Raw genomic sequence first — 18,084 nt, forward strand, 5'->3', positions numbered from 1 at the left:
TAGTGGAATTTACTAAATTCAATTTAGAGGACGTATTCTACAAGTAATCTGCCCGTTACTTTCATAAACAAAAGAGGAGCTGCCGCAAAGCAAGCCCCTCAACTATCGTTTCTCGTTAGTTTAGCGACGACACCTGTTAATTAAGCACGAAATAGAATATCAATATCCCCATCTACAAATCCAATTCCAATTGCAGATGCACTTTTGAGGATGTTTGCATACTTTCCTTCTTTAAGATATCGTTCTACTAACATCGTAATGTGATTTAAACCTTGTTCCCAATGTTGAATATCTTCTGTTCTTTTTATATAGCAAATATCTTCTTCCGAATTAAAATAATCGGTAGAAGCCCAATCTGAGTCATTCTCATCGAATTCATCTGAACCAATTAATTGTATATCGTATGTATCATCTGAACCTTCATATAAGTTAAAATTGAATGCTTTTATTCCTACAGGGATGTCTTGCTCTAAAATCTGATTTAACCAATTTGAAAACAATCTATAATTCTCCATATACATTCCCCACTTTAATAAGAGTTTTGTTAAGTATGATGTTACATCGTGAAGTTATACAATTCAACTCTTCTGCCCGTTACTTCAATGAAAAAGGCAGCTGAACACATATCAGCTGCCGCAATGTCGTGATTGAACTATCGTTCCTCGTTAGTTTAATTCGATTAATTGAAATAACAGTTTATATTCATGCACTTACTTCCCTCTTCTATTAAAAGAGAGAATGATAAAGTTAATCCAAGTTATTATCGGGATAGAAATTACTAATACATAACGACTATAAAAATCAATTCCAAACAATTTTGATTTCTCGTTTAAGTTGTACAGGAACCAATATGCTAAACCCAATATTATTGTGTTGATAACAAAAGCTGATAACATTCCTAACCATTTGCTTTTCCTGTTCCTCATAATAAAGATAGATAAACCCGTTGAAATGATGAAAGAAATTGCTATGATAATGAAGTTCAACCCTGCACCACCTTTAATTTAAAGAGATTAAACTAACCTGCCTGCCCGTTACTTGAATGCACAAAAAGAGGAGTTGCCGCGAGAAAAGCTCCTGCACTATCTGCGTTTAGCTTAATGAACCCCTGAGGTAATCGATGCACGAAGAACTGAGTCATCTTTTAATGTTTTCAAGGCTAAGAAAGCATTGTTTGTAGGAAAGTTGAAGAAATCAGATCCTACATTATCGACAGAGCCTAAGAAAAGTGCAGCTTAATATAAGGAATTGATACAATTTGTAGTGGCACGAAGTAGCTATAAACGATTATACAATTTTGCAGTTTGTAATTTATGAGTCCAGTTCGTAACTGGACTCATATCTTTTAACATATGGATCATATCAGCTTATTTTTTTAATCTTTTACTCGGCTAGAACAATCCATTTTACATTTACAATACATTCAAGTTGATTCCCCGTTCATAAACATCGTCTATAATGAAACTATCATAGGCTCAAGGAGGTATTCATATCATGTATTACGAAGAAGATCGCGAACCGTTTGACAAAGATAAGGATGAAAACTAACCCGGCATCCTCAAAGACTACAAATAACCTCGGTTCACCCTCTAAAACCCTGACCAACAGTAAACCTTTATTACAACTCCAAAAAATCAGTTCTTAACCGCATACCACAATGCGTGTCAAGAACTGATTTTAATCTATACAGGACCTCCGCAGTAAAGTTTCAACGATTGATTCGTAAAGATTTTCATATTAATTCGACTACAAACAAGAAGTGTTTTCATTTATTCTCTTCTATTGGAAAAACGTTCAAACGAAATGAGTATGTAAACATTCAACGAACTAGTAAGCTATCAATTTCAAGCCCTCTTCTGTTAACTTGTCGCCAGACAGCAGTCGTACGCTTGACTGTTACGCTACTTACTACTTTCCTAATCATTTCATGTAGCGATATTGCAGGAGATTCTTTAAATATGAGATTTTCTGCAACAGCTTCTCCCCAACATTGGTTTCCCTTACCAGTTTTCGTTCCAGTTCTTTGTCCACTAACCTTTTTACAGACAATATATCCGTTCCGTTACATAACACATCATTTTTTGAAATAAATTTCTGATGGGCGACGAGCTGCATACCAAACGAATTATACAACAAGGTATATCCAGCAATGCCCGTTGTGGATTGATAGGCTTTGGAAAAACCGCCGTCAATGACAACCAGTTTCCCGTTTGCTTTAACGGGGTTCTCTCCACGAATTTCTTTAACTGGCGTGTGCCCGTTAATGATATGTCCATGATCCGGATTCATGTCAAACTCCAGCAGGATTTTCCGGCAGATCTCCTCATTTTCACGCAAATGGTAATAAGGGTTCTTTCTCTCCTTATAGGTTTCTTTATCTTGGATAAAGTACCGTTCAAATGTGGTCATTTCTCTCTTTCCAAAGAGTGAGGAACATTCCCCTGTCCAGATGTACCATACCATATCTGTAGCCAGATCATCCGTCTCATCCGGATGCGCAAAGGCATAACGCAAATAATATTCAAAAACATCGAGCAGCATACGGCCCGCATACGTTTTGTCTTCAATCTGCATTTCTTTCATGTTTCCTTCTTCATCCAAAGGAATACAGCCATGAAATAACAAATTCCCGTTGTATTTTAGATAAAGGCTTCCCTTTTTCATAAAAAAATTCATATGTCTGGCCAGCTTTTCGGAATGCTGAACGGAGAACAGGAGCTTTTCCATCACCTGCTGTTCTTCCTCCAGTAATTCTTCAGGCTTTAGCGGATTTACGGTTTCGAAACAGGTGTTTTCAAGCGGGTACGTTTTTCCGCCGATCTTGATTTCAGATTTGTCGTAATTGATTTGCTCAAGCAAACGCCTTTCAGACATATGAAAGAATGGGCGTCTCTTGATAATAGGGATTTCAAGCTTAAACTGGATCATGGCAATGGCTTGATGAATTTTGGTAATCTGCAGGATTTCCTGTTCCGAACCTTTATGGTCGGTCTGTAGCTTCGGTCTAAAGGCCTGATTGTCATCATAGTATTTCTCTGCCAAATTCAGCAATGGACGAAGATTGATTCCATATGCGTCTTCGATGATGTCCAGATTGTCGTATCTGGCACAGATCCGAATAATATTCGCAAGGCAGACCAAGGAACCGGCATAAGCGCCTATCCACAGGACATCATGGTTCCCCCACTGAATATCTACAGAATGGTAGTTGATCAGTGTGTCCATAATTTTATCGGGGTCCGGTCCTCTGTCATAGATATCTCCCACCACATGAAGATGATCAACCACCAAGCGCTGGGTCGTATAAGCAAGGCCGATAATGAGATTGTCCGCCTGACCCAAGGAAATAATTTGCCGGTATATTTCCTCATAATAAGGGTCCTTATTGTTGGTCGAATCCGTCTTGTATAGAAGCTCTTCAACAATATATACGAACTGCTCCGGCAAAGCTTTGCGTAATTTCGAGCGCGTGTATTTAGAAGAGGCGTAAGAAATGAGTTTAAGCATTTGTTCAATCGTTTGTCGATACCATCGGTTCAGGGCTTGTTTATTGCACAAGTCTCCTTTAACCATCTGTATTTTTTCTTCCGGATAGTAAACTAACACTATAAAATCATTGATTTCATGATCCGTCCAAACCTCACGGAACAAGGCTTTGATTTTCTCTTTTACGGTACCCGAACCGTTTCTTAGTACGTGCTGAAAAGCCTGGAATTCCCCATGCAAATCACTGACAAAATGCTCAGTTCCTTTGGGAAGATTGGAGATCGCTTCAAGGTTGATGATTTCTGTTACAACTTTTTCTTCTGTATTATATATCTCGGCCAATAAATCTAGAAACTGTTCATCCAAAAGAGATGTCCCCCTTCAAGGAAATATCGTGATGTATAAGAGCTTTTTAATAGGGCTAGCTGCGTACCTTAAGTCTTAGTATAAACAGTAACGGGAAAAACATTAGTTTCCAAAGTTCCCTTTGGTACTATTACTAACAGCTTTTAACTATAACTTCCACGCTATCGTTCTGCGTTAGAGTTGAACAAAGGCCGCAACCGGCTATATACCATGAAGAATTCAATTTCTTGACGTACTCTTAAAAATAAATACTCCAATTACCTCGGAGAACACATCCTCATTAGGCCTATCAAATGAAAACAATACAATTTCTTGTCTTTTGGAATAGACAAGAAATTGTATCCTTAAAATAAAAAATCCGCGTCATACGCGGCTGATAATGCATATATGTTTTTGTCCTCATACAGTATTCCCAATAAACAACTGATAAATCTTCATGATATACCTATACCTTTTTCCTGCTAATGGTTCGTCCTCAAATCTTGGGATAACATGTAAATGTGCATGAAATATTTCTTGTCCCTCCAACATGACCACAATTCCAACCGACATTGTAGCCTTGAGGCTGATATTCTTTATCGAGTCGTTTCTTAACCTGTTGTAAAAGCTCAAAAGTTGCTTGCCATTCTTGGGAAGTTAAATCAAATAAAGTTTAAGTTACACTGCCATAATACACAGAAACCTTTAACTTTTTTGTTATTAGGTCCCCTTGTTCTTCTACATTTGAAGGTAAATTTTTTTTGTCCCAGCAACAAGCTGGCTTCCGAAGACGTTAAGCTGAAATCTTCCTGCAACATCCAAAACATCTCGGTCGTTGCATGTTGAAGCGCTGGTCAAGCGGGCGTGCATTTCCGATACAAAACCAGTGCGTCTCGGTTTCACCTCTCGGCCAACCTATCATTTTGCCTTTTTGAACGCTAACTGTGAACCGAACATCCATAGATATTTCGAGCCCTGCGAATCGATCGTAAAGCAGCATATCTTTGTAACTGCTGCAAGCTCCCAGGGGAAATAATGCTTCCAAAATCACAAATACCGAGTCATGCTCTCCCGGGTTATCCAAGATTCGCAACCTTGTCATTTAAATCAATTCGGAGGCCTTGCTTGAACCAAATTGCGTCGTAAGACAATGACCGCAAGTAATATTGCTAAAGGCATTACAAATGCAAAAAGCTCCCACATTGGACCTAAATAACTAACGATTTCCCCCCATTTCCTCACGCCTGTGAAAGAGGCTTTCCCATTTAAAAAAAAGATCATTCCCATGATTAATATAAACAGCCGACTGTCACGGAGATTGAACAATCGTACTATAAATAAATTCAAAACATACAGCGCAATTGTTACTTTCATAAAAGAGCCCACAATCAAGGACATGCCTATAACGGATTCAATTCGTTGAATGATTTCCTGTACCTCGATCATCCGCGCCAACTCGAACATAGGAAATTTACGGTCGCCAGCGATGGGACCGAAGACTAGGAGCGTGCTCATGGTAACCAGAATTAATACGATCAGATTTAAGGACATTGAGACAAACATAACCTTCGGTATCCGATTTCGTTCATCTTCTCTTACGAATGGGATCAACATGCTAAACAAGAAAAGTTCCGCGTATGGAAAAGAAAAAGACATATAAGCACCAAGAATAACAGGCTTGAACTTACTCGGTAACAGGGGTTTCAAATTACTGAAATCATAATCTGGAATGCTGAGCACAAGCACGATGCCTACAAATACCAATAATGTAACTAAAAGTAACGTAAACATCTGTGCGATGACTTCAATGCCTGACAGGACAGTCAGTACAGTCACAATCAATATTGTTGAAGTAAAGATGTAAATCGGAGTCTCACTCATCATGGTGCTCTCCATAAAGAGGCCGACATCCAGCGTAATCCCTGTACCAATATGAATAATAAAAGGTAACGGAAGCAGGATCACGATGATGAACGTCGCAGCCTTGCCGATTAAGGAAGAGCTGATATCAATAAAATCAGTGCTAGGAAAGCGTTTATGCAAATAGAGCATACCTGTTAGCAGCAGACACCCGGCAGTCCAAGAAATAAGGATGGACAACCATGCGTTGTTTTTCGCTACTGCAATTATGGGGCCGGGAATATTTATAATGGATGACCCGGTTAAATATGTGAAAAATAAGACTCCGAGCTGTCTTGCACTGATCTTGTACCCTTTTAAATCCATGATTCATTCACCTAATCCCAAGTTATTCAGAGGGTTTCAACATTTCGACCACCTTACGAGAACTTTTACCAAATACATAGTCCGCCCAATCGTACATTGCGAATAGTTTCGTATGCCAAATACAATCGATGCTCATAAGTACGGTAACAGTCAAAAGCGAAACATATACGATGCGTTCTCTAGCCTGGGCTCCTTTTAAACGTTTGAAATCATGAGTCAGGATCGCTCCAAATAGGATGATAATCAAAATAATAAATCCAGTCATGCATTCACCTTCCCGGGTTACTTCGAAAATACCGGTTTACCGGCAGATGTACCCGTGTTTTCCAGATTCACCGTAACGCGAGCATCAAAACTGGCATGTGAAAAATAGTTTTCCCATTCCGGCTCTATCTTGTTCCATAAGGTTTCGTTATTTTGATAAACACGATTGCCGATTAGAAAAATGTCCAGCTTCTTTTTTTGCAAATCTTCAAAAGTTCGTTTCATCCGATCGACAATAATTTCCTCCGTCTTTTTCACAAAAGCTGTCTCGGCATCGACTGAATCGAAAGCGGTGCATTTAAGCTCTCGCGCCGAGCCTTTGGCCGTTGCCTTAACCGAAACGACCAATTTGTCTTTAACAAATTGATACTTTAGATTGCTCGAAAACGCGGTTACTTCAACGGTTTCATTTTTCTGCTTGTTTTCAGCTGAATCCCCACATGGAACCTCGACCAGACCAATGTTGTAACGATTCATTAACATGAGGTATCCGTCATTTTCGTCTCCTGTCAATTTATCAACCATTCTGTCTTTCTTAAACAAAGCGGAACCGCTGACTTTGTAGCCTTTCTCCTGGTTGGGAATGATATATGCAATGACCGCATTGCCAGTTTTGTCCTTCAACTGTTTACCTAAATCTAACAAATTAGAGTCCACAGTTCGAGCTGAGTACTTATAGAGCGCCTTCTTGGATCGCATGATTTGTTGACTAGTCGTTTGCTCTAGTGTTGGTTTCTTTTCTAAGTACGATTGTGCAGTGCCTTTTGTAATCATGATGGACGCTGTTAGTCGAGGTTCAGGGTCGCGATAGAAAATATCCAGTAGATCGCCAACATTAGTTCTGCGTGCGGTATCTTCGCTGATCAGAATGACTCGCATATGGCTCCACTGTGATCTCCTTCCAAGTTCTCCTGTGATTTTGCGTATCGCTGGTAGTACCGAATCGCCCGTTGATACGACATTAAAACTTGTTGTTCCAATGCCTTGGCTGCTAATCTTTCCTCCCTTCGGTTTATAGTACTGTGTAGTAATCTGCACAGTACCGTCCTGCTTCGTATCGATCGCCAAACCCATCACGAATACCAAATCAGTTAATTCGTAATGACTCCAGCAACCAGTAAGGAAGATCGAAACAATCACCAATACCATGTTCATTCGGAGAATCTTTTTCATCTTTTACCATTCCTCTGTAAAGTCCTTCCTAGGATGCCAGCTCTTGATTTTCGCATTAACTGTCGAAGAGGTACACGAACAAATACATCCCGCCATTCAGGTAAGTTCAAAGGCGCGAGCGGAGACATGTAATATTGACCTAGCGGGCGCAATTTACACAGATGAAGCAAGATTAGGATCAACCCTAGCATCAATCCGTACCCTCCGAGCCAAGCTGCTAATATCATCAAAGGAAAACGCATAACACGTAACCCGATTGCCACACTGTATTGAGGGATAGCAAAGGAAGCAATTCCCGTTAATGACACGATGATGACCATACTTGGCGATGCAATGCCTGCTGAAATTGCGGCTTCCCCAATTACAAGCGCCCCCACGATACTAACAGCTGACCCAACAGGACGTGGTAAACGAATTCCAGCCTCCCGAAGCAATTCAAAGAAAAACTCCATGAGAAAAGCTTCAACAAAAGCCGGGAATGGTATCCCCTCTCTTGCATCGACGATGGCAAGAAGTAATATTGTTGGGATGAGCTCAGGATGAAATGTCGTGAGCGCGATATACATGCTGGGTAGCAAGAGTGCGATAAAAAATGCAAAAATGCGCAACAACCGGATTAAACTCGATAAGACAGTCCGTTGGTAATAATCTTCACTAGATTGGAACAATTCGATAAATAAGCCCGGGCATAACATCATCGTGCCGGTTCCGTCAACCATCACCACTATCTTTCCTTCCAGTAGTCCAGCAACTACTACATCCGGACGTTCGGTGAATCGCACTTGCGGGAACGGAGAATAGATATTATCCTCCACCAATTCTTCGATATACGATGTTTCGAGAATTTCCAAATCGGGGATGCAGCTTATTTTCTCAACGAAAGTATTCAGCAAAGGCTTGCTCACACGGCTATCTAAATACCCGTATACGAGATTTGTTTTCGATTCGCCTCCTCCGACCAAAAAAATCATTTTAAGATCCGGGGTTCGTAACCTTTTTCGTATCAATCCCACATTAGTCTGAAGATCCTCGACACTCCCTTCGCGTGGACCTTGTACGACGGACTCACTTACTGGTTCTGCCACAGGCCTGGTTTCGACGTCAAATGCATCAAACGCAAGTGCTTTGCACCATTTATCGATGAGAATAACATTATGACCGTTTAAAATATGGGTAACAACATCGTCAAGACGTTCAACCAGAACAGCATTTTTTGTAGATACGCCATGGTTTTCAAAAAATGAGGTAAATGCTTCCAATGACACGTCTATGGCAGTTCCGTTTTCAGGCTTAAGCTGATCTTGAAGCGCTTTTTTCATGTAATTGGTTTCTTTTTCATTGGAAAGTGTTTTAAAGTAAATCGAACAGGCAGAAATGGAGAAATCCTTACCGAAACGCCATTCTTGAACCACTAGATCATTTGCGCCTTCAAATATTTGATTCAATAAGGTCAAATTATCATGGATCGATATTGACAAGCTTTTCGCAATGTCCATTGAATGAGATGTCGCTTTCATGATGTTCACCTATTCCCAGGTCATGGTTACGTGTGCTTATTCTGTCCAAGATATACATATCTATCCATATTTAGTTTTCAAAAAATGCTTAGTACTTGGGATTAAAACTCAGACTAAGCTTTTAATTCTCTTCTATCTTGTTTTACCTAATTTACTGATCTTCAGATTAAAATAAAGGGCCGCCGGAAATATTTCCGTTGCAACCTTGCAACAGCAACACTATCGTTATCATTTGAATCGGTTATGTAGGCTTGCACAATTCTTTCGTTCAATTTTCAATTATCGCGTTCTCCGTCATTCAACTCAAATTGCACATATATGAGGGATTTCCTTGTCGGCCGTTTAACTGAACAGACTCCCGAAACACATGAGGCTACCCATACACACAATGTGCCGGTAGCCTCTTAAGGTATATTGTTAAGCTCTGGTCTTAAAACGGGATCCGCAGAAGCAGTTCCCGTTTCAATTCATTGAACTAACGTTCACCGTTAGTGCAATGATTAAGGTAGCATAATCGCCACGAGATGAAGGGTAAATTATTCTACCGACTCCCTGAATACAAGTTTTGGAAAGACCGTACCAAGCCTTTGGGCTAATTGGATAGTTTATTTTTGGTGTATTGACCTGGTAATTCTATTAATGCGTAATCTCCAGCAGCATGAGGAACATCCACACTTACAACTAAAGAGTTTGGTGTCACATAGAATGTGTTATAAGCCCATTCTTTCCTCAATCCTTTGATTAGAGTTTGATCCTCCGTGTTTTTGATAACAAAAATTAGATCGTTTTTGTTCATTCCGTCTTTGACAGCTTCATTGGTAACTGATGTTGATTGCTTAATCTTTTGCGCAAGTTTAGTGTCTATAGTTGTGAAATCAGAAATCTTCAATTTAGTCCTATCTTTTAGATCGATGGTTATAGCATATATTACGTTATTGGGATGGGCAGAACCCTCAATATTTGAGTATCCAGTGTATACGACGCTTAACAAATCAGTAGTAAACATTGTAATTGGTTGCCTTATCGTCTATATAATTGAGCTCTCGTTATCCGTTAGCGTAATCCTATGATCGCATAATAACACGGCAAACAGATTAGGATAGGAGCAGTAAGTTTCTTTTTGAATTGATCTACTAAATTTGGATGGGGAGTGCCCTTAAAAAGAATCAGTTCTGAATCTTGTTTTTTGTCACCACAAGACTGACATTGTGCCAAATTTCCTAACTCCTTTCAAAATACCGTTTCAATCATTGAGCTATCGTTATTACATTAGTTTAAATGACAAGTGCTATTTGAAAATTTTAAAATATCTGCTTTGGGATGATAGTGTAAGAAATGAATCCCGGTGTTGTTGGTATGGAACCAAACATTATTATTTGAAGGTAACTGGAGGAAATTTTCAATGAGTTTCGTAATAGTTCCTCCGTGAGAAACAATGGCAACTCTTTTATATTGGCTGCTATTCTCTTTTATGTAAGAAAAGATTTGTTTGATTCGCTCATAAAATTTTATGTCGCTTTCATCAACTTCCTGCTCGCATAGATTATCAAGATATCTCACTTCACAATCAACGATACTCGCTAAAATATCCGCCGTTTGCCTTGCACGTTGAAGTGTACTTGACCAAATAAACTCTGGTGGAAATTCTTTTGAAACACGTGCAGACATTTTTTTACTTTGCTCAATTCCTAAGCTTGTTAACGGTTCAAGTACATTTACTTTCTCATCCTCTGATTCTCCATGTCGAATTACTAATATCTCCATCATTAGTTTCACCTCAATTAATTGCTTTCACTAATTTTACCATCTGGATGAAATTGTGATCATTATCTTATCAGACCCTTTGGATTTGGCGGCGCGTTGAACTATCGTTCTCCGTTAGTTCAATGGCAGGTTTTTTTATTACCGTTTTATTACCGTTTTATCATCTACATTAACAATAAGTATTGCTGCGTTGTAAGAGCAATAATAAAGCAGTACGATTTATTTCTACATGAAACGGAACACCACATGCGTTCTCCGTTGCACAATAGCGGACTAGTCTTGCTCGTTGAGTTTACTAAAGTACAAATCATTCTGCTTCGCCACTTTTATTTTTGTTATTCCATCAGATTTATACCAGAATTATCAGGTGAAAGATAATATTGGTATATCCAACTTTTTTGCTTATACCCTAAATCAATCAGCATAATTCTTCCCTCATCTGACCAGCTAATAAAAAGTTGGGCACTTAGATCCCCTTTTTCCAACGCATTGAAATCAATATTATAACCCTGCCCCGAATCCATGAATTTATAATTTGGCTTTGCCGAAATATCGTATCTCCATACTAGTTCTTGCTTTTGATCAGTGCTGATTACAGTGGGTTCCCCAAGAAGTCCTTTTACGGATGCTTGATCTTGCATTATTTTCAACTGATATTGAATTTGCCATATTTTTTTTGTAGTTTCATCCACGTCCGTCGGTTCATTCATTATCGAAATTACTTTGCCTGATTCTAAACTATTTGTATATCTTACGCCTAAACCAAGACTTTCACCTATAAAGCGTATAGGAACATAAGCATGACCATTGTAATTCAAAACATTGTATTCACTAGGTAATTCCTTACTTTGTCCATTAATTTCAATTTTAGCTGGAAACAAATATGCCTGAATAGATTCAGAAGCATAAACAGCAGTTGTTGCAGTTAAAGTGATTCCACAAATTAATCCTAAAATAAACTTTTTCAAAGACTCATCACTCCCAATGTTTAATTCTAATGAATTAGACGTAACGGTATTGTAATAAGTTTCCATTTATTCACGCAGATTATTTCATTAAACTGCCCTATAGCTTAATGAGGATGCCACTCGTTTTGCGGTGGCATCCTCATTTTGCAGTTTATTGAAGTAACGTTATCCGTTAGTTGAATACAGCACCTCTACGTCTTCAGAAATGATTTCAAGAGAAGCATCATCTCCGTCACACCAGTTTGCAAAGAGAAACTTACGATAAGGCCCGTTCTTTCCCATCTCACTGATGGCATAAAGCATCATTCCGAGTGGTCTATTGGAATTAACGGTTTGCACTTCAATGAACTTTATTACTATTGTACCTCCTTCATAACCTCTTAAAGTTACCGAAAGGATGGTATCTTCCCAGAAAATACCCTCGATTTTACTATCATGTATCCTATAATCACCTATGTAAGTTAGAAACTGATCTTCTTCAGTATCCATCAACTTAATCCTCGTTTCCTAAACAAAATCATGATATACCCAATAGATGTTATTAGGTTTTCGATTTTCAGCGTTACAGACAAGTTCTGCACGTATAGAAAAGTCTACAGTTGCTCCTCCATTAGCCAAGTAGGTCTTTATGGAGTACTTTTTATCAGGCGATTGTACTTCCTCAATGAATTCACCCTTTGGAATATGATTTATATCAACTTTGAAGAAACTAACCACTTTTGATACTCCTACCGTAATAAGCACCAATGTAATCAGAAAACTTGTTAAAAAGAGAAATTTTTTTATATTCATTTCAATCACCTTTTGCGTTATCTCTAATGGACTTCGCAAAATTTCCGTATTTGATGTATTCACCGAAGCATTCCAAGTATCCTGCCCATTAGTTGAGCAAAGGCTGCCAATAATGTTGGCAGCCTGTTGTTGTGCTCTCGTTCCTCGTTAGTTCAATATCCAATTTGTCCAATATTCCCAGGTTTTGGCGCGCAGTTCTTTTCCATGTCCTACCCCATCAACCAACAGAAGCTCAGTGCTTGCCACGCAATTGGACGCTTTCAATGATTTATAAAAATCATCAGTATGATACGAACGGATTGTTTTATCTTCCTGTCCATGAACTAATAACATCTTCCGATCCTTAAGCTTTTCAATATGAGATGTTGGATTTAATGGACTCCGTCCGGTTAAAAATTCATTCCATTCACTTTCATCTAGTCCTCGAAATATATTTTCATGGCATCTTTTTAAATATGGCAATAGAGTAGTGAGATCATCTTCTGGTTGTCTATAATCTTTATTTTGATTTGCTGGTGCAAGCAAAGGACAGAATAAAACGGCTGACTCCGCTAGCTCTGTCAGAGCGAATGCGCATGCTGCAACTGCTCCACCATAGCTATTTCCTACCAATACGAGACGATTAACTGACCATTCAATTTCCATATCTGTATTTAAATCAATTGTTCTTTGTGACGAAAGAAGTTCTAACCCTTGGATCGCTCCCTGTATTGAAGATGACGGACCGAACTTCCCGTAACTTTGCCAACTCCCCGGGTACCTTGCTTGAAGAACAGTGAATCCCGCATTAGATAGAGGTAACGCCATATCATCCGTTATAGGCATATTCGGTAAGCCTGGACACCAGACGATTCCAATGCCATTAGCCTTTTGAGGCTCGGGCATAAACAAGTCACCGAGAATGTCGCCACTTCGAACAAACGCGTGCATAATAGATACACCTCTTCAGACGTTTTCTTTATATTATAGCAAAAACTCCCAATATTAAGATCGTATTGTGAGTACTCAATTCTGCTCGTTAGCGGAGTAAAGGGCTACCACGCGGCAGCCCTTCAGTTGTGTAACTATCGTTCCTCGTTAGCTTAGCGTCTCCGCGTTAGTGTTCAGTCCAAGAATTTCACTTACCTCGATTTTTCCCAACTTTCTTGAGCCCGCCATATAAAATAGCCAGTGACACCTATTTTAATTCGATGAATATGTACTTCTCTCCTCATCTCGGGGAATAGTATCCACATTCTTGCAGTACCTTGTGGATACTGGAAGATCTTTGTAAAGAACAATGTTTCCGAAATCATCTTCAAATTCAGGATGAATAGCAAATATTCCCGCCTCTTTAATGTTATCTCCTTCATATGCAAAATCACAACGTAAACCCTGAAACAAAGGATTTTTTCTTCCGCCCTCATCTTCGGAATAAAACCGATACCTTATTCTAAAATCAGGAGGGTGATTTCTGACTTTATCATATGGAACCAGACTTCCATAAAACCATTAGCCTCCTCATGTATATTAATAGTTATGAATGTAAAATGAAAAATGTGATTTATAACTGCCTTTAGTTCAACACAATAGTGACTTTTACGAATGCACGATTATTATCTGATGATGCACTAATTTCACAAGCCAATCCTGTTCCGACCAACAAACTGCTGATTTGCTTTAACATCTAACTCCTTCATCCATAGACCTCCAAAAGGCACTCATCTTCCCAAATTTATTCTGTTGTGCATCCCCGCTATCCTACCGGTTAATTGAATGAACTAAAAAAAAGCTGCCACAGGCAAGCTCCTTCTTTTTCGTTTGCTGTTAGAGGAAAACATCGATTCTACACCTATCAAACGTTGAAGAATCCACTGTTGCAAATTATTTGGGACGAAGACTCCATAAGACTCAAAAAAACAAATGAGTTCGCCGACGACGTTGCAGCGTGTATTTCATATTGATATGCTACCGTTGATAACTAAACTGCCCTTTCGTTCAATCCAGGTATTTTCGTTTAGATACGTGTGGGGGTTGTGTGAGTTAAGTAGGATGTGGGAGATGTAAGAGGAATAATAAAAAGTGACCCAGAGCAACGGCTGAGGGTCTGAGTTTATATATTTAAAATGCAAAATGAATATAAGATTTAAATTGTATTACAATTATATGCATTTAAGACAACGCGGTCGGTCTAACCATAATTTCACTTATAAGAGTATCATCAGGTTCATTAATGGCAAAAGCGATGGCTCTAGCAATACTGTTTGGAGAAATCCCTAACTCGCTTATTTGATTCGCTATCGCTTGCACTTCCGGGCTGGTAATGCTGTCAAAGAGCTCTGTCTTCGTCAGACCTGGAGCAATCAAGGTCGATCTAATACCCGAAGACGCTGACTCTTCCAAACGAAGTCCCTCCGAAATTGCTCTAACGGCAAACTTTGTGGCCGCATATACGGCCGATGTTGGGGAGACTTGATACCCGGAAGTTGAGGATAGGTTAATGATATGACCGGACTTCTGTTCTCGCATGGTAGGCAATACCGCAGCAATACCATATAAAACGCCTTTGATGTTCACATCAATCATCTGATTCCACTCGTCTACTCGTAATTCATTCATCCTAGAACTTGGCATGACGCCTGCATTGTTCACCAGCACATCAATTCGGCCATACACTTCTAGAGCAAACTTGGCCAAATTCTGCATATCTGCAACAGAAACGACGTCTGCTTTTACAGAAACGGCCTCGCCGCCCCCCTGTTGTATTGCATTAACAATCGTATGCAGGCGTTCCTCTCTTCTTGCAGCCAATACCACTTTTGCGCCACTTCCTGCCAACAATTTCGCTGTAGCTTCTCCTATTCCGCTGGAAGCTCCTGTAATAATAACTACTTTATTTCGAATGTTTTCCATTGTTATATGCTCCCCTATCTTCGATATTAAACACCCGTTGTATATTTAACGGCTGTTGATTAATATTATAGACAGATGCTCTGATGACTCAATGGTTGATTGATACGTAATTGTTTCATATACAACAACACCCTTAGAAATGTTGATTAACTTAAGGAGGCAACGATAGAAATGGAGTACGTTGTTAAGACCGACCGCCGTATTCTCCGAACCAAGCAATCCATAATGAAGGCGTTTCTGGAGCTTTTTTCGGAAAAGGATATTGAACAAATCACCATTAACGAGATCGCGGAGCGTGCCAATGTTAACCGCGGAACAGTTTATCTGCATTACAGTGACAAATATGACCTCTTGGATACATGTATTGAAGACCACATCAACGAATTAATCACTTTATGTAAGAAACGGGAAGACGAAACGGATAGTCAAGCCATGGTACAAGAGCCTAAACCCGTTTTTGATTACTTCCATGACCATTTCCTATTCTTCTTAGCTATGTTTTCCAATCAGAGAGCTTTTTTATTCCGAGACCAATTGTTGAAATTTATCTCAGTCAATCTAATGGTCAAAATGGAAAGGCCGGACAACACTCCCATTATCGACAATGAGATCAAAGCCCAATTCATGGCCTCTGCTTTTATTGGTATTGTGGAGTGGTGGATACGTCATAAAATGCCCCAATCCACACAATTTATGGCCGATCAGGTTAGGAATTTATTTGAAAATAATCAGGTTTACCCCAAGTAGTTTGACAAGGCTAAAGAGTTTAGTTAAATACATATAAAAGATACGTGCCGCTGATTTGCGGCTTTTTTCTTTATATTCTGTCCTTTGCGATGGTTGGGAAAATAAAAAACGAATGATGTCACACTTAGAAGTCGCCAATTGTCTTATAAGTGTTCAAACAAAAAACAAGAAACAAAAAACAGGAGGAATACAATTATGACACAACGTGTAAATTATATGGAGCAATCCCCGGAGCTTTTCAAAAAGATGTTAGATTTCAGCATGGCCGAGAATAAAGGTGCGATTGAAGAAAAAATTCTCCATCTTGTTCACATCAGAGCTTCGCAAATGAATGGGTGCGGATTTTGTTTGGACATGCACATCAAGCAAGCCAAGATCCATGGTGAGACCGAACTTCGCCTCTATCACACTTCAATCTGGAGGGAATCAACATTGTTTTCTCCACGCGAACGAGCAGCATTGGCATGGACGGAGGTTCTGACCAAGCTTCCAGAACATGGTGTGCCTGATGAATTGTATGATCGTGTTCGCGGACAGTTTTCTGAAAAAGAAATCTCAGATCTGACATTTTCTATTATGGCAATCAATGCTTGGAACCGCATCAACATTGGTTTCAAAACAGTACCGGGATCCGCTGACGCAGCATTTGGATTGACAAAAGCTGGTCTTAACTAAACAGCAATAGGAATAAAGAAATAAAACCCGAAAGATAGGAACACTTTGAAATAAAGTGCCAATCTTTCGGGTTTTTGTGATTTTATTTTAAAAATATCCTTGGACTATGTTACAAGTTTTAATTGATGCTAGAGGTTTTACGGTGCAAGCGAATGCTGCTAATCATCCATAACAGCAAGGGAATGACAATATAGATAAAAGGGTAAAAGAAGTCGAGAAGAAATAAATTTTTAAGCGTATTCGAAATCCGTAAATTGTGTGTATTAAAGATCACAAACAGCAACATCATGAAACTCGAAAGACAAGCTATAATCTTCCAATTCTTGAATCCGGTCCACTCGGAAATACCATAGCTGAGGATGAACAAGCAAACGGATAATTTAATAAATACACCAAGAAGCCAAAATGAGATGTAAAAAGCATCTATATTTTGCACGAAATTAAGAATGGATATGAACTTGGTGAGAGAGTAAACGGGAACTACCAATTGAGCAGCCAAATCGGGACCCGTTACGAACAAAAGAACTAACGTAGTTAACACGCTCCAAAGCATAGCTACCGCGGTTCCCCAAAGGATCGCTCGCGAAGCGGTTTGCTTGTTCTCAGCGAAAAAGAACAGCATGAGTATGATTGACGGATCTACCAAATAGTTGTACGAGCTTAAAGTACCTCTCAGAATAGCCATCCATCCCGTATCCGAATAGATTGGCATTATTCTACTTATCTCCATATCCTGTGGATTTAAAAATAACTGCACATATAAAAAAAGGACGAAAAAGGGGCCAATGACCTCCGCGCAGCGGCTAATTGCCGTAATTCCTCCTTTATAAACCACATAAGCAATGAGGAATAACAAGAACAATACGATTACAATCAATGGCGTGTTATGCAACAGAACTAAATTGTGAAATTCAACTATTCCTTTTGTGAAGGAGAAGATCTGCAAGAACCAATGAATGAAATATACCATAACGAAGATTTTACCGAGGACGGTACCTAAAAGGTTCTTCATGAATTTGACTAATGTTTGGTCCTTATTCTGCATGCACAGCCGGAGCATGATCCAAGTAATGGCCATCATAATCATGCTCCCAAGTAGAATCGAAATCCAACTGTCCTGGCTAGATTTCTCCACGGCTAAATGAATGGGAAGGTAAGAACTAACTATTATGGAGGAGATGCTAATTAGCCAGAACATTTGGTAACTGCTTACTTTCATACTTCGTTGCCACTCC

General features: G+C 39.3%; 16 protein-coding genes. 2 read left to right on the forward strand and 14 right to left on the reverse strand.

The annotated features are described in order from the left end of the window. Positions 1–140: 140 nt before the first annotated feature. From AC58QO_RS33095 to AC58QO_RS33155, 13 genes are all read right to left on the reverse strand, one after another. Positions 141–515 carry a hypothetical protein gene (locus tag AC58QO_RS33095; RefSeq protein ID WP_497273074.1) on the reverse strand — a complete coding sequence of 125 codons (375 nt, stop codon included), beginning with the start codon at positions 513–515 and terminating at the stop codon, positions 141–143. 1,405 nt (positions 516–1,920) lie between these two features. Continuing rightward, a complete protein-coding gene (locus tag AC58QO_RS33100; protein ID WP_497273076.1) occupies positions 1,921–3,852 on the reverse strand; it encodes a fructose-1,6-bisphosphatase in 1,932 nt (643 codons plus the stop codon). A gap of 1,086 nt (positions 3,853–4,938) precedes the next feature. Further along, a complete protein-coding gene (locus tag AC58QO_RS33105) occupies positions 4,939–6,057 on the reverse strand; it encodes a GerAB/ArcD/ProY family transporter (protein WP_497273078.1) in 1,119 nt (372 codons plus the stop codon). A 22-nt stretch (positions 6,058–6,079) separates the two neighbouring features. Continuing rightward, positions 6,080–6,322 carry a hypothetical protein gene (locus AC58QO_RS33110; protein WP_497273080.1) on the reverse strand — a complete coding sequence of 81 codons (243 nt, stop codon included), beginning with the start codon at positions 6,320–6,322 and terminating at the stop codon, positions 6,080–6,082. Positions 6,323–6,339: 17 nt separating this feature from the next. Further along, positions 6,340–7,494, reverse strand: a complete 1,155-nt coding sequence (locus AC58QO_RS33115; RefSeq protein WP_497273082.1) for a Ger(x)C family spore germination protein — start codon at positions 7,492–7,494, stop codon at positions 6,340–6,342. Next, positions 7,491–9,011: a spore germination protein gene (locus tag AC58QO_RS33120; protein ID WP_497273084.1), complete on the reverse strand. Its 1,521-nt coding sequence runs from the start codon at positions 9,009–9,011 to the stop codon at positions 7,491–7,493. Before AC58QO_RS33120 ends, AC58QO_RS33115 begins: the two co-directional genes overlap by 4 nt. Positions 9,012–9,603: 592 nt before the next feature. Beyond that, the gene (locus AC58QO_RS33125) at positions 9,604–10,017 is read right to left on the reverse strand and encodes a hypothetical protein (protein ID WP_497273085.1); all 414 of its coding nucleotides are present in this window, start codon (positions 10,015–10,017) and stop codon (positions 9,604–9,606) included. A gap of 263 nt (positions 10,018–10,280) precedes the next feature. Continuing rightward, positions 10,281–10,778, reverse strand: a complete 498-nt coding sequence (locus AC58QO_RS33130) for a phosphoglycerate mutase family protein (protein WP_497273087.1) — start codon at positions 10,776–10,778, stop codon at positions 10,281–10,283. Positions 10,779–11,110: 332 nt separating this feature from the next. Continuing rightward, positions 11,111–11,743, reverse strand: a complete 633-nt coding sequence (locus AC58QO_RS33135) for a stalk domain-containing protein (protein WP_497273089.1) — start codon at positions 11,741–11,743, stop codon at positions 11,111–11,113. 165 nt (positions 11,744–11,908) lie between these two features. Next, entirely contained in the window at positions 11,909–12,232 is a 324-nt protein-coding gene (locus tag AC58QO_RS33140; RefSeq protein ID WP_497273091.1) for a hypothetical protein, read from the reverse strand. A gap of 18 nt (positions 12,233–12,250) precedes the next feature. Further along, complete coding sequence (locus tag AC58QO_RS33145; RefSeq protein ID WP_497273093.1) at positions 12,251–12,598, reverse strand: DUF5412 family protein; 348 nt, start codon at positions 12,596–12,598, stop codon at positions 12,251–12,253. Between the two features lie 84 nt (positions 12,599–12,682). Then, positions 12,683–13,465: an alpha/beta hydrolase family protein gene (locus AC58QO_RS33150; protein WP_497273095.1), complete on the reverse strand. Its 783-nt coding sequence runs from the start codon at positions 13,463–13,465 to the stop codon at positions 12,683–12,685. A gap of 1,221 nt (positions 13,466–14,686) precedes the next feature. Beyond that, positions 14,687–15,427, reverse strand: coding sequence for an SDR family oxidoreductase (locus AC58QO_RS33155; protein ID WP_497273097.1), 741 nt, complete (start codon positions 15,425–15,427; stop codon positions 14,687–14,689). 171 nt (positions 15,428–15,598) lie between these two features. On the opposite strand from AC58QO_RS33155, the gene AC58QO_RS33160 reads away from it, so the two are divergent. Together AC58QO_RS33160 and AC58QO_RS33165 are read left to right on the forward strand one after the other, a co-directional pair. Then, positions 15,599–16,174, forward strand: coding sequence for a TetR/AcrR family transcriptional regulator (locus AC58QO_RS33160; RefSeq protein ID WP_497273099.1), 576 nt, complete (start codon positions 15,599–15,601; stop codon positions 16,172–16,174). A gap of 195 nt (positions 16,175–16,369) precedes the next feature. Beyond that, the gene (locus tag AC58QO_RS33165; protein ID WP_497250600.1) at positions 16,370–16,849 is read left to right on the forward strand and encodes a carboxymuconolactone decarboxylase family protein; all 480 of its coding nucleotides are present in this window, start codon (positions 16,370–16,372) and stop codon (positions 16,847–16,849) included. Between the two features lie 118 nt (positions 16,850–16,967). On the opposite strand, the gene AC58QO_RS33170 is transcribed toward AC58QO_RS33165, so the two are convergent. Further along, positions 16,968–18,068, reverse strand: coding sequence for a GerAB/ArcD/ProY family transporter (locus AC58QO_RS33170; RefSeq protein ID WP_497273101.1), 1,101 nt, complete (start codon positions 18,066–18,068; stop codon positions 16,968–16,970). Between the last annotated feature and the right edge of the window lie 16 nt (positions 18,069–18,084).

The organism is Paenibacillus sp. J31R30 (genome assembly GCF_059692115.1).

Coding starts and splice junctions, on each gene's coding strand:
- AC58QO_RS33130 (WP_497273087.1), bottom strand. CDS start 10,778: ATGATGGAGATATTAGTAATTCGACATGGAGAATCAGAGGATGAGAAA.
- AC58QO_RS33120 (WP_497273084.1), bottom strand. CDS start 9,011: ATGAAAGCGACATCTCATTCAATGGACATTGCGAAAAGCTTGTCAATA.
- AC58QO_RS33160 (WP_497273099.1), top strand. CDS start 15,599: ATGGAGTACGTTGTTAAGACCGACCGCCGTATTCTCCGAACCAAGCAA.
- AC58QO_RS33095 (WP_497273074.1), bottom strand. CDS start 515: ATGGAGAATTATAGATTGTTTTCAAATTGGTTAAATCAGATTTTAGAG.
- AC58QO_RS33105 (WP_497273078.1), bottom strand. CDS start 6,057: ATGGATTTAAAAGGGTACAAGATCAGTGCAAGACAGCTCGGAGTCTTA.
- AC58QO_RS33110 (WP_497273080.1), bottom strand. CDS start 6,322: ATGACTGGATTTATTATTTTGATTATCATCCTATTTGGAGCGATCCTG.
- AC58QO_RS33170 (WP_497273101.1), bottom strand. CDS start 18,068: ATGAAAGTAAGCAGTTACCAAATGTTCTGGCTAATTAGCATCTCCTCC.
- AC58QO_RS33140 (WP_497273091.1), bottom strand. CDS start 12,232: ATGGATACTGAAGAAGATCAGTTTCTAACTTACATAGGTGATTATAGG.
- AC58QO_RS33155 (WP_497273097.1), bottom strand. CDS start 15,427: ATGGAAAACATTCGAAATAAAGTAGTTATTATTACAGGAGCTTCCAGC.
- AC58QO_RS33115 (WP_497273082.1), bottom strand. CDS start 7,494: ATGAAAAAGATTCTCCGAATGAACATGGTATTGGTGATTGTTTCGATC.
- AC58QO_RS33165 (WP_497250600.1), top strand. CDS start 16,370: ATGACACAACGTGTAAATTATATGGAGCAATCCCCGGAGCTTTTCAAA.
- AC58QO_RS33125 (WP_497273085.1), bottom strand. CDS start 10,017: ATGTTTACTACTGATTTGTTAAGCGTCGTATACACTGGATACTCAAAT.
- AC58QO_RS33150 (WP_497273095.1), bottom strand. CDS start 13,465: ATGCACGCGTTTGTTCGAAGTGGCGACATTCTCGGTGACTTGTTTATG.